This window comes from Haloarchaeobius lipolyticus (genome assembly GCF_051208015.1).
In the GTDB taxonomy this organism is placed as follows: domain Archaea; phylum Halobacteriota; class Halobacteria; order Halobacteriales; family Natrialbaceae; genus Haloarchaeobius.
The window spans coordinates 491365-502750 of record NZ_JBPKGF010000003.1; the positions used below are offsets into that span (position 1 = coordinate 491365).

General features: G+C 65.2%; 10 protein-coding genes, 1 tRNA gene and 1 pseudogene. 3 read left to right on the top strand and 9 right to left on the bottom strand.

Annotation, left to right across the window (positions count from 1 at the left end; all coding sequences use genetic code 11):
- On the bottom strand, positions 1-417 hold the full coding sequence (locus ACSC1Y_RS12225; RefSeq protein ID WP_435335146.1) for a hypothetical protein: 417 nt from the start codon (positions 415-417) through the stop codon (positions 1-3).
- Between the two features lie 910 nt (positions 418-1327).
- Here ACSC1Y_RS12225 and ACSC1Y_RS12230 point away from each other — a divergent pair.
- Complete coding sequence (locus ACSC1Y_RS12230; RefSeq protein ID WP_435335147.1) at positions 1328-1843, top strand: hypothetical protein; 516 nt, start codon at positions 1328-1330, stop codon at positions 1841-1843.
- A 326-nt stretch (positions 1844-2169) separates the two neighbouring features.
- Here ACSC1Y_RS12230 and ACSC1Y_RS12235 read toward each other — a convergent pair.
- Positions 2170-2254: transfer RNA gene (locus tag ACSC1Y_RS12235), tRNA-Ser, on the bottom strand.
- A 101-nt stretch (positions 2255-2355) separates the two neighbouring features.
- Between ACSC1Y_RS12235 and ACSC1Y_RS12240 the strand changes: the two genes are divergently transcribed.
- Positions 2356-3306 carry an AAA family ATPase gene (locus tag ACSC1Y_RS12240; RefSeq protein ID WP_435335148.1) on the top strand — a complete coding sequence of 317 codons (951 nt, stop codon included), beginning with the start codon at positions 2356-2358 and terminating at the stop codon, positions 3304-3306.
- A 20-nt stretch (positions 3307-3326) separates the two neighbouring features.
- On the opposite strand, the gene ACSC1Y_RS12245 is transcribed toward ACSC1Y_RS12240, so the two are convergent.
- The 6 genes from ACSC1Y_RS12245 to ACSC1Y_RS12270 form a co-directional block, all read right to left on the bottom strand.
- Entirely contained in the window at positions 3327-3854 is a 528-nt protein-coding gene (locus ACSC1Y_RS12245; RefSeq protein ID WP_435335150.1) for a DUF7519 family protein, read from the bottom strand.
- Positions 3854-5281, bottom strand: a complete 1428-nt coding sequence (locus ACSC1Y_RS12250; RefSeq protein ID WP_435335151.1) for a DUF58 domain-containing protein — start codon at positions 5279-5281, stop codon at positions 3854-3856. The genes ACSC1Y_RS12245 and ACSC1Y_RS12250 overlap by 1 nt, the downstream gene beginning before the upstream one ends.
- On the bottom strand, positions 5278-5838 hold the full coding sequence (locus tag ACSC1Y_RS12255; protein WP_435335152.1) for a DUF7269 family protein: 561 nt from the start codon (positions 5836-5838) through the stop codon (positions 5278-5280). Before ACSC1Y_RS12255 ends, ACSC1Y_RS12250 begins: the two co-directional genes overlap by 4 nt.
- On the bottom strand, positions 5835-6785 hold the full coding sequence (locus ACSC1Y_RS12260; RefSeq protein ID WP_435335153.1) for a DUF4129 domain-containing protein: 951 nt from the start codon (positions 6783-6785) through the stop codon (positions 5835-5837). Before ACSC1Y_RS12260 ends, ACSC1Y_RS12255 begins: the two co-directional genes overlap by 4 nt.
- A 111-nt stretch (positions 6786-6896) precedes the next feature.
- Complete coding sequence (locus tag ACSC1Y_RS12265; RefSeq protein ID WP_435335154.1) at positions 6897-7868, bottom strand: DUF4129 domain-containing protein; 972 nt, start codon at positions 7866-7868, stop codon at positions 6897-6899.
- Positions 7869-7968: 100 nt separating this feature from the next.
- A complete protein-coding gene (locus tag ACSC1Y_RS12270; protein ID WP_435335155.1) occupies positions 7969-8871 on the bottom strand; it encodes a diacylglycerol/lipid kinase family protein in 903 nt (300 codons plus the stop codon).
- A gap of 370 nt (positions 8872-9241) precedes the next feature.
- On the opposite strand from ACSC1Y_RS12270, the gene ACSC1Y_RS12275 reads away from it, so the two are divergent.
- Complete coding sequence (locus tag ACSC1Y_RS12275) at positions 9242-11128, top strand: asparagine synthase-related protein (protein WP_435335156.1); 1887 nt, start codon at positions 9242-9244, stop codon at positions 11126-11128.
- Here ACSC1Y_RS12275 and ACSC1Y_RS12280 read toward each other — a convergent pair.
- Positions 11052-11386, bottom strand: a pseudogene (locus ACSC1Y_RS12280) (hypothetical protein); the annotation flags it as partial. The gene ACSC1Y_RS12275 and the pseudogene ACSC1Y_RS12280 sit on opposite strands and share 77 nt — an antisense overlap.

Below are 11386 nucleotides of genomic sequence, written 5' to 3' on the forward strand. Positions count from 1 at the left end.
TCAGCCGACGAGCAACTTGACGGCGACTGCGAGGGTCATCAGCGTGCCGAACGCCCAGGCGCTCACCATCGCCGCGAGCGAGCTCGGTAGCCCGCGGGTCTTGCTGGACTGGTAGGTGCCGACGAGCACCCAGCCCGCGAGCACGAGCGCCAGCGTCGCACCAAGGGCGATGGCGACCATCCCCCGTTGCTCGGGGGAGACACTCACGTACGCGACTGCTGCACCCAGTGGAACGCCGACGATGGCGAAGAAGCCCAGTATCCAGACGATGGGGCTGTTGACCAACGCCCGCATCCCGGACGTCTCGGCGTCTCCGAACGACGGCGTGTAACTGCGGTTACTGCGGCTCGCCAGGGCCACGACCACGACGAGGAGGAACACGGCCATGACGATGGACGCCCCGATAAGATTTGCCATGGTATATGGCGACAATTGCCGCCGAGGCTGTTAACAGTATCGCCCCTGGGTGGGTCGGTTTGGGGGTCGCGGGTGCTGTGTTCGGGTGGGCGTCGCGCTCCGAGATATCTCTGGTACAGTGGCAGTCCTTCGAGATCGAGTGGAAGGGCGTGCTGAATAGAGAGTAGAGAGGATGAAGTTAACAACCGGCTTTCATCCGTTTCGGCATCGATTCGCTGGTTGCGCCGATAGAATTGAAGCGCGAGCGAACCGTGAGAGATTCTACCTATTCGCCGTCATGTCTTGTAACTTTGCTAAAAACAGAGGGCTGAATATATCAAAAAATGTCGAAATTGGTGGGTTTGGAGGGGTCTCGTGCTGAGTAAAGAGAATCACTGTATCTGATTCAAAATAGGTAAGGATTGACCTATATTTAGCTGGTCAGCGGATTAGCGAGAGAGGAATTGCTACAAGAACACCGATGACCAAGATATAGACGCCCAACTCAGTGGCACTGCTAATTAGATTCTCAGCGATTTCGGGATTGGCACCCTCCAAGACTAGGGCGACTCCTACTCCAATAACGACGATAATACTTGCGACTACAAGCTCAACCAGTTTATCAATCATCGAAATCACTCATAAAATTAAGATTCTGTTCACTAACTATCCGCCGTTCGGACCCATTTTGACGGCATTTGCATGCCGACAGCGGATTTACGTATTGGTGGATTATCATGGTAATCACTGTGATACTCTCGAAACGACAGCTCTACAGCCGGAATATGGTTTTCTTGCACATGTTGGCTGTAGTCTACCTACTATTGGGGGCCGATTATAATCGGAAGTTCAATCGTGTGTGCACGAACCCATTGGACACCACAAGAATCGATTCGCGACCCCACGAATCGGCAGAGGGAATGGAGGTTCTATGAGCGACCCTAGAGAACAAGTCAAGATGATTCGACAGCAAAAAATTCTTGAAGCATTTCAGAGTTCTAATGAACCCGTACTCACCACTAGCGAAGTCTCCGAGAGATTCCAGTCCGTGACACAGGAAACTGTGCTTAGCGACCTAAAAACGATGCGAGGAGATAGGATCCGTGGAAAAAAGACGAAGCAAGGTTGGATTTGGTGGGTACCCGCGGAAGATTCAGATAGCGATAAAGAAAAAGTCGCGACGGAAGATCAGCTCCGGAGGGCTGTCGCTGAATTGGCAGTTAACAGAACGGACTTTCGAATACTGACGGTATCACTCGCAATGTTAGCGGGTCTAAGTATCGGTGGTGTGCTAATATATTTGATGCTAGAAGTGAATGTGTGGCTGTTACCTGTCTCACAGGAGTTTGCTATCGTGGTAAATTATGGATTGATGGTCACAGCAGGTCTTGCAATTGTGTCCTCTGGTTTGGTAGTCGTAACGAGAGAGTGGTTTAAACAAGAGTAACTTGGTTGAGCATTGGGGTCACCAGAGGCCAATTCTACAAATCAAGACAAATTCACGCTCTGAGTCAGCTATCTGAGCATTATCACTAATCGATGTGCCCGTATTTCAAGATTCAAGAGTTGGATTCAGCACAGAGGGTCGTTCTTACCCGTCCCCTCATCCGATGAAGGGATATTTGAACCACGGTCGCTCCACTCACTTCGTTCGGTCCGCTCCCTGGCTCAAATCTCCCCGTTCCGCGTTCTTCCATTCACGTACGACTCACGACTGCTCGTGGGTCGCTACGCTCCACACTCGCAGCGCTCGTCGGTTAATGAATGGAAGAACGCCGAGAGGGAGATTTGAACTCCCGAGTCCGTGAGGACAGTAGATTTCGAATCTACCGCCTTGGCCGGGCTAGGCTATCTCGGCTCATCTCGTGGTTGCCGTCTGCCGTTATTATGGATTTCGATTTATCGCGTAGGAAGGTGACAACCGTCACGCCTTTATTCTGATAGGATAAGTGAGCGAACATGGACGTAATCCAAGCGAGCGAGGACTGCGACGCGGTCCTCGACGCCATCGGGAACGCGGTCATCGCCGACCGCGAGTTCCTCGAGACCGTGCTGCTCGGCGTCGTCGGCCGGGGTCACGTACTGCTGGAGGACGTGCCCGGGACCGGCAAGACGCTGACGGCGCGGTCGATGGCCGCCGCCCTCGGACTCTCGTTCTCCCGCATCCAGTTCACGCCTGACCTCCTCCCCGCCGACGTCACCGGGACGCACATCTTCAACGAAGAGACCCGCGAGTTCGAGTTCCAGCCGGGTCCCATCTTCGCGAACATCGTCCTCGCCGACGAGATCAACCGCGCCCCGCCGAAGACGCAGGCTGCGCTCCTCGAAGCGATGGAGGAGGGACAGGTGACCGTCGACGGCGACACCCGGAAACTGCCACAGCCGTTCTTCGTCATCGCGACGCAGAACCCCGTCGAGCAGGAGGGAACCTTCCCGCTCCCGGAGGCGCAGGTCGACCGGTTCATCGTCAAGTCCTCAATCGGCTACCCCGACGAAGCCGGCGAGGTCGAGCTCCTCCACCGCCGCGCTGGCCGCGTCGAGCAGAGCCCGAGCGTCGAGCGCGTCCTCAGCGACGACGAGGTGGCCGACCTTCGGCAGGTGCCCGAGACGGTCCGCGTCGACGACGACCTGCTGGACTACATGGCCGCCATCTGCCGCGAGACCAGACAGGACGGCCGCGTCGAGATCGGCGTCTCCCCCCGCGGCACCCAGCGCCTGTTCGAGTCCTCGCGGGCCTACGCGACCATCGTCGGCCGCGAGTACGTCACGCCGGACGACATCAAGCGCGTCGCGAAGCCGGTGCTCGCACATCGGCTGGTGCTGACGCCCGACGCGATGGTTAACAACGTCGACAAACACGAGATAATCGACGCAGTGCTGGAGTCGGTGCCGGTGCCGACGGTCGACTGAGCCGGCCAGCGACCCCTTCCTCATTGGCGCAACGCCGTCGTCAGAATCACGACTGCCACCAGTAACAGCGCCAGCGCCGGGAGGGGCTTGCCGCCGGTCGAGACGACGTAGACCCCGTAGGCCACACCGGCGGTGAGGGCCCCGACGACGGTGGAGCCGGCGACGTGTGCGAGTTCCGCCCGCGTCGTCTCCGCCTCGCGGCCGAGCTGCTGGCCGATGCTGATGGCGTTCTGGCCGACGTCCCACGCGAGCACCGAGGCGGTGGTCCCGACGAGCAACAGCAGTTCCGCAGCGGGGCCGCCACCGGTCGCACCGGCGAAGACGAGGCCGCCGAACAGCCCGGCCGCACCGAGGTGCACGAGCCGCTGTGACCCGAGCACGACGCCGACTGCGAGTGCGGCCATCCCGACGGCGGCACCGAGGGCACCGACGCTCGCGGTCAGCGCGGCCGCCAGTGCGGCGAGTGCGCCCGCACCGAGCGTGACGAGCGCGGAGAGCCTGGCAGGTCGGCGGTCGACCTCGGTTCGAGCGCCGCCGGCGTCCGACATCAGCCCCACCTCCGGGTGCCGCGGGCGAGCGCGTTCGCGAGCGGTTCGTCCGGGTTCCAGTCGACGACGCGGATGCCGCCCTGCCGGAGGCTCGTGATTCGTGCCCGCCGCTCGGCCCTGGCGATGCGCTGGCCGAGGGTCTCGTCGTTCGTCGCGTCGGGGCTGACGATGGTGACCTTGTGCCCGTGCGCGTGGACGAGCCTGGCCGCGTGGGCCGCCTCGTCATCGGTCAAGGGCGAGAAGAAGACGACCTGGGCGTCGCCCGGGAGCCGCTTTCGGAGCCCGCGCACCCCGAGCGTCACCGAGTAGAAGCCCTGCGGGCGCTCCGACGACAGGGCGGGATGGTGGGCGAACAGCTCCTCGACCTTCGCCCGGTGCTCGTTGCCGAGGCCGGGCGCGAGCCACACCGTGCCGGGCGTGAGGGCGGTGATACCGACCCGGTCACCCGTCTCCAGCAGTGCGCTGAACACCCTGCCCGCGGCGTCGATGCCGAGGTCCGCCGCGTGCAGGCCGTCCTCGTCCCGTCGGACGTACGCCTCGCGACGGAGGTCGAGCAGGCACATGACGGTCGCGGCTCGCTCCTCGCGGAACAGGAGCGTCGCGAGTTCACCGCTCCGGGCGTAGCGCTTCCAGTCGACCCTGGTCAGCGGGTCGCCGCGGCGGTACTCGCGGGTCGAGTGGAACTCGACGCCGTCGCCGCCGATGTCGGTATCGACTCGCCCGGCGTACCGCGAGGTCTGTTTGCGGAGCGGGACCGGAATCGTCGCCTCGAGCGAGGGGGTACAGACCATCTCCGTGTTCGTCCGGAACCGGGTGTGGGTCTCCCGCGCGCCGGCCCAGCCGCGAACGATGGCCTCGCACGTCTTGAACTCGTGCGTGCCCCGCTTGGCCGTCAGCGTGTACCGGAACGAGTCGGTCTCGCCGGGTCTGAGTGCGGTCCCGAGCCGGGCCGAACCATCCTCGACTGCCAGCTCGTCCGGCACGCCGTCGACGAGCCGGACGTCCGGAAGAATCCGCGACCCCTCGTTGGTCACCCGGACGGTCACCGCGACCTCGTCGCCGAGCGACGGCGTCGCGTCGCTGAGCTCACGGGTGATCCGGAGCGTCACCGGTGGCACCTCGGCGATTCGCGCGTAGGCCAGGTAGCCCACGCCCACCACGGCGGACAGCAACAGCCCCGGCTGTCTGGTGACGATGCCGACCGCGCCCGCGACGAGGGTGACTGCCGCCACGCCACGCCAGTGGTTCGTCTCGTCCGTCCGCTCCGAGATGACGCGCTGGGTCTGGGCCGTCGCAGGCGGCCTCTCGTCTCTCGACTCAGAGGCCGTTCCTGCCGCGTCGTCCTGGGTTACTCGCGCTCCGTTCCCGCCCGAGTCGCCGGCCCCGGTCCGCTCGCGCTCGCCGGCCTCCTGGCCCTGGAAGCTCATGTGGTCTCCTCCGATAGGCGTGCTATCTCGCGAGCGGCGTGGGTCGCCCAGCGGTGGAACTGCGACCGCGATTCTCCCAGAAGGTCGAGGCGTGAGAGCAGAGAGTCCGTCCGCAGTTCGCCGGTGAAGAAGGCGGCCGCGTACGGGTCGTCGGTCCAGGTTCCAGCGTCGAGACGGCGAATCGCCTCGTCGGTCGAACAGCCTTCTGCCCGAGCGATGGCGGCGACGGCGGCCCGCTCGAGCCGCTCGCTCACGGCCGCCCGACTCTCGCGAGCGCGTCGGTCGCGCCCAGCCTCCCGGAGCAGTTCGTCGAACTCGTCACCGGGCGTCGGAAGCTCCTGTGACCCCTCGGGGTCGGGCGTCTCGGTCTGCTGGTAGGGCGTCTTGAGCCGAGACGACCCGACGCGGAGGCCCTGGAGCAGTGCCACCGCTGCGACGACGACGAGGACGGTCTCGCTCGTCGACAGACCGGCCGCGGCGCCGGGAACCGCCACGATGGCGAACCCGACCACGGCCACGGACACACCGACCACCGAGAGGACCGTTCGGAGGCTCATCGATTCTCACCCCAGTCGTGGGCCTCGAGACGCCTGAGTGCTTCGACTGCCCGCCGCTCGCGGTCAGGCGTCGGCTCGTCGTGTCCGTACCTGACCTGCTCGAACAGCTCGGTCAGTTCACTGACCGGTTCGGGGTCGAACCCGGCGTCGAGCGCCGCCCGCTCGAACTCTCGCGGGGTGCTCGTCTCGGGGTGCTCGACCGGCAGATGCTGCGTCAACGCCACCCACGCCCGGTAGATCTCGTTGTCCGCGTCGGTCTCGTTTCGGATGCGGTCGGCGGCCTCGCCAGCGGCGACAGAGAGCGCCTGGACGTCGGCCGACTCGGTGGGCTGGTCTGCCACTTCTGCGTCCGGGTCCTCCCGGTCCAGCTGCTCGACCTCGTCCGCGGTCACGAGCCAGGCCCCGACCGTCACCACCGCGAGGATTCCGATTGCACCGAGGAGCAGCAGCAACGGGGTGGAGAACGAGAGCGGGGAGGTCCCGCCGTCGCCCTGTTGGTCACCACCACCCGCCTCGGGCGAGGAGTTCGGCACCGCGAACGGCTCACCTTCCCGTGGCTCCGGGGGGTCGTCGAACGAGATATCGCACTGGAACATGACCGGTGCGATGGCGAGCAGGACCGTCGCGAGCGCGATGAGCGACATGACGGCGACGACACCGTCGTACCGGCGGTACATCCCGACGGTGACGCCGACGACGAGGCCGACTCCGCCGAAGACCGCCCACCAGGTCGATCCGGTATCGCACTCCTGCTTGACCGGTGGTACCGGCGTGGCGGTCGTCCCGGTCGGTCCGACCTGGGACTGGGTCGTCGTCCGGGTGGTCTCGGCGGGGTGCGGTCCGGCCGCTGGACCGCTGTTCGACCCCGGATTCGTCGTCTGGGAGAGCGTCCCCGCCGCGACTGCGATGGCGAGAAGACAGCAGACCGCCACGAGAACCACCCCCACGCTCCGTCTATTCACAGTGTCATTTCTAACAATCGTCACTTAGGGGTGCCGAAGTGTCAAGCGTTTGTTTGTCCTTCGTCGGGGTGTATTGCCGGTCCTTCGTTCCGATTCTCACCGGTTCTCACCGGCGTCGGCAGGTGCGTACGCCGACTCTATCGCGCGCAACGCCGCTGTCGCACGCGCCTCCCGTTCGGCCGTGACGGGTGCGCCACCGTACCGGACCCGTTCGAACAGGTCGGTCAGTTCGGTCACGTGCGTCTCGTCCATCCCGGCGTCGACTGCTGCACTCGCGAACTCCGCTGGGGTGCTCGTCGACGGGTCGGCCACGTCGAGGTGGGAGGTCATCTCGCGCCAGGCCCGGTAGACCTCGTTGTCGACGTCGGTCGACGCCGTCAATCGGTCGGCGGCGCGGCCAGCGGCCGTCCCGATAGCCGCGAGCCGCTGCTGCGCATCGTCGGGTGGGGCCTCCTCGAGTTCGGGTTCCGGCTGGTCGCCGTCGTCATCGCGGTCGCCCTGCCAGACGAGATACGCCAGTGCGAACACGACGGCAACGACCACGATGGCGACAACGAGGAGCGGGAGGGTCGGGTCGAGCTGTCCGGCGGCGTCCGCGATGCCGAGCGATGCATCGTCACCTCTCGGGTCGGGGAACTCGGGTGTCGGGACGAGCGAGGACGACTGGCTCTGGTCCGGGGCCGGACAGCTCGTCAGCAAGAGCCAGAACAGGAACGCGGGGAGCCCGACCGCGGCCACGAGCCCGGTCGCTGCCACGGCGTCGGTGGTCCGCTGGACGTACAGCCATACTCCGGCGACGAGGAGGAGGGCGACGGCGGCGAACTCGCCGCTGAGGAGGAACGGGACGCACACGAACGAGAACGTGAACGGCTCTGCGGGTTCGAAGATCGGGTCCGCCGCGCTGGTTCCCGCCTCGCCCGACTCGTCCGACGCTGTCTCGTCGGTCGGCGAGAACACCGAGGAGCCGCCCCCGCTCGCCTCCGGTTCGACGATAGATGCGGCCGTGAACGCGATGGCCACGATGCAGATGGCGGCGAGGGCCAGCGGGACGACGGCCGTTCGTTTCACTGGTCAGTGTACGGATTCAACTGTTGAGTACGTTTCGCACGCCCGTCGTCCCTCTCGACGTGGTGCAGGCGGTCCGGTCGGGGCTGGTCGCGGGGACGGTTCAGTCCGGGCTCGGCTCGTACGTCGGTCCGACCCGCAGCGTCAGCGCCTGGGGCCACACCGAGAGGGCGAGCTCCTCGTACTCGCCGAGCTCGCCGTCGCGGCTGAACCGTATCGGTCCGTCCTGTCCTGCGATACGTATCTCGCTGGCCCGGATGTGCGTCACGCCGGGCGTGTCTTGCCCGAGCAGCCGGTGGCCGATGGCCTCCGCTACCAGCGAGGAAGCGGGCATCTGCTCGGCGACTGCGACGTCGAACCGCCCGTCCTCCATGTCGCCCGGGCCGCCTTCCTCGACGAACTTCCGTGCGTTCCCGACGAGCAGACACGCGGCCTGCCCCTCCCACGACTCCTCGATGGCGGCGTCCTTCGCGTCGAGCCTGATGTTGAGGCCGTCGAACTCCAGGGCCTCCTGAACGCCCGTCACGAGGAACGCGAGCGTGCCGAATCGTTCCTTCAGGTCACTGGATGCTGCCACGCTCGCATCCGCCGGGAGACCCGCGATACACGAGACGAGGAACGGTTCGTCGGCTGCCATGCCGACGTCTACCCGCCGTTTCTCACCGGTGTCTGCTACCTCGACTCCCTGCTGGATATCCTCGATGCCGACGTTGGTCGCGAGGAGGTTCGCCGTGCCGACCGGGACCACGCTGAGCGTTACCTCGTCGAGGTGGCCAGCTGCGTGCAGTCCACGTAGCACCTCGTTGATGGTGCCGTCGCCGCCACAGACGACGAGCTCGGAGACGTCGTCTTCGCCAGCCTCCCTGCCGAGCCTGATGCCGTCTTCGGTGCCCTCCGTCTCGACGACCTCGAACCCGCGCGCTCGAAGAAGTCGCTCGACGTACTCGGCGTGGTCGCCCGTTCCGCTGACAGGGTTCACGATAGCCCTGCGTGAACCGACCTGCATACTCGGACGGAAGGGGGTCACGCCCTTAACCTGTCGGAAGTCGTCACCACTGACGGAAGTCATCACCACGGACGGACTTAGATGGCGTCGAGTGCGAACGGAACCCGTCGTACCCTGTTCCGGATACGAACGAATCAGCGGGAACCACTCCGGACGAGGAGAGTGAGACTGCCAGCCGGCACGGACCCTTTATGCCGGTTCTCCACCTGTCCGTATCGCGGGACGACCCACGTATGATAGGGCTGTGGACTAACCTCGGCGAGTCCCGTACACTGAGCATGACCATGCAGGCAGGAGAAGAACGACGGGAAACTGCCATGCACCCGCATCGCTGGTGGGGCACGGTCGGTGGGACAGAGGGTGCTTGTAGATGGTAGGAGTCTACGGAGTCCTCGGTGAGGCGCCACAAGCGGTCGACGCGATCGCCGCCGACCACGGCAGCGCCGATGCAGTCACGTCGACCTACCTCGACGAGTCGCTCGGACTCGTCTGCACTGACTTCCGCGAACACGGCGGCGCCGACCCCGTCGAACTCGACGACGGCACCCTCGCGTGGGTCCTCGGGGACATCTACGGGCACGACGGGCCGGACGGGTACGTCCCTCGCCCGGCAGGCACAGGTAGTGCGACCTTCCTCTCGACCCGCTACGAGGGTGACAAAACCTTCGGTGGCGGTCTCAACGGGAGCTTCGTCGCGGTTCTGTACGACGAGGACGAACGAACGGTTCGACTGCTCACCGACCGCCTCGGTACACGGCCGGTATTCTACACCGAGACGGACGGGGGTGGCGTCGCGTTCGCGACCCAGCTCCAGCGGCTTCCGGAACATCCGGGTGTCGACGCCGCGTACGACCCGGTCGGCTTCGCCGAGTTCCTCACGTACAGACACACGTTCGGAACTCTCACCCCACTCGCCGGCGTCACCGAGACCCAGCCGGCTGCACTGACGACCATCGACGGAACCGACGCCAGCGTCGACTTCGAGAGCTACTGGCAGCCGATACGGCGGCCGGTCCAGGCGTCGGCCAGCTACTTCGTCGACGAACTGGTCGACCGGCTGGAGACCATCGTCTCGGAGTGGGTGCGCGACGAGCGCTCCTACGGCGTGCTCTTGAGTGGCGGCAGCGACTCGCGGCTCGTGCTCGCCGCACTCACGGACCACGACGACCTCACCGGCTTCCACATCGCTGGCTGGCCGAGTCGTGAGACGCAGGTCGCCCGGCGGGTGGCTCATACCGCCGGCGCACGGTTCGAGTTCCTGCGGCGTGATACCGGCTACTATCGGCGACTGTTCGACGCGAACGGCCCGCTCTCGAACTTCGACGGCTGGTTCGTCCAGGGGTACGTCTCCGACTTCGCCGAGCAGCTCTCGTCGGTCGACGTCCTCCTGACGGGGCTGTTCGCGGACACGCTGTTCAAGGGGATGTCGATACCGACGCGTTCGGTCACGGTCGGTCCCTTCGGACCCATCTCGACGCCGATCCACGAACCCATCGAGGACATCGTCGGCTACAGACAGCAGCTCGTGGAACACGAGCCACCGGCGTACGCCACGGGCCTCCCCGACATCGACGACGTGATGAACCAGCGCGTCCAGTGGGACGGCAACCACATCGACCACCACGGCGTCGAGTACAACGGTGTCGAGGAGCTCGTGGTCTGTAGTCAGTTCTACCCGATGTCTAACGACACCGAGCACATCTTCACCAACAGTCTCAATCAGGTTCGGCCAACCAGGACGCCGTTCCTCGACGACCGGATGATAGACCTTCACCTCCAGATGCCGGCCGACGTCGCACTCCGCGAGAACGTCGTCGACCGCGCGATGGCCCAGCTCTCCGACTCCCTCGCGTCGATACCCCACGCCGGGACGAACGTCTCACCGAACAACCACCGGCTGGTCAGCTACGCCGGCAAGTTCTGGACCGAACTGCTCGACAAGTACGTCTCTCCACCCACCACGCCCGAGCCGCACCAGACCAACGGGCCCTGGCCGGACCGAGGCACGCTCCTGCGGACGACCGACTTCGCGGAGGACATCGTCACCGCGAACGAGGAGCTGCTCGACGACCATCCGCACCTCGACGAGGACGTAGCGCGCTCGACGCTCCGGACGCACTACGCTGGAGCCGACCGGACCGCCGAGTTGCTCTCGTTGTTGACCGTCCTCTCGATGCCGGTCACCGGTGCCGTGGTCGGCGAACCGTCGACCGCCACGTCGGCCGAGGCACTCCCGTTGTCGGAGACGGAGCACTGAGGGTCGGCTCGCGGCGTCGGGCTCCGCTGTCGCTTTCGTCGGGTGCCAGCTCGTCGTCGACGGTGACGACGGCGTCGGCGAGCCCATCGAGGACCACGTCGACCGTCGTGGTGCCGTCGTGGTCCCGGTCGTTCTTGGTGCCGTCGTGGTCCCGGTCGTTCTTGGTGCCGTCGTGGTCCCGGTCGTTCTTGGTGCCGTCGTGGTCCCGGTCGTTCTTGGTGCCGTCGTGGTCCCGGTCGTTCTTGGTGCCGTCGTTGG

Bases quoted from the DNA above. Each gene is read 5' to 3' on its own strand.
- ACSC1Y_RS12275 (WP_435335156.1), top strand. From the start codon at position 9,242: ATGGTAGGAGTCTACGGAGTCCTCGGTGAGGCGCCACAAGCGGTCGAC.
- ACSC1Y_RS12230 (WP_435335147.1), top strand. From the start codon at position 1,328: ATGAGCGACCCTAGAGAACAAGTCAAGATGATTCGACAGCAAAAAATT.
- ACSC1Y_RS12255 (WP_435335152.1), bottom strand. From the start codon at position 5,838: ATGAGCCTCCGAACGGTCCTCTCGGTGGTCGGTGTGTCCGTGGCCGTG.
- ACSC1Y_RS12240 (WP_435335148.1), top strand. From the start codon at position 2,356: ATGGACGTAATCCAAGCGAGCGAGGACTGCGACGCGGTCCTCGACGCC.
- ACSC1Y_RS12250 (WP_435335151.1), bottom strand. From the start codon at position 5,281: ATGAGCTTCCAGGGCCAGGAGGCCGGCGAGCGCGAGCGGACCGGGGCC.
- ACSC1Y_RS12270 (WP_435335155.1), bottom strand. From the start codon at position 8,871: ATGCAGGTCGGTTCACGCAGGGCTATCGTGAACCCTGTCAGCGGAACG.
- ACSC1Y_RS12245 (WP_435335150.1), bottom strand. From the start codon at position 3,854: ATGTCGGACGCCGGCGGCGCTCGAACCGAGGTCGACCGCCGACCTGCC.
- ACSC1Y_RS12225 (WP_435335146.1), bottom strand. From the start codon at position 417: ATGGCAAATCTTATCGGGGCGTCCATCGTCATGGCCGTGTTCCTCCTC.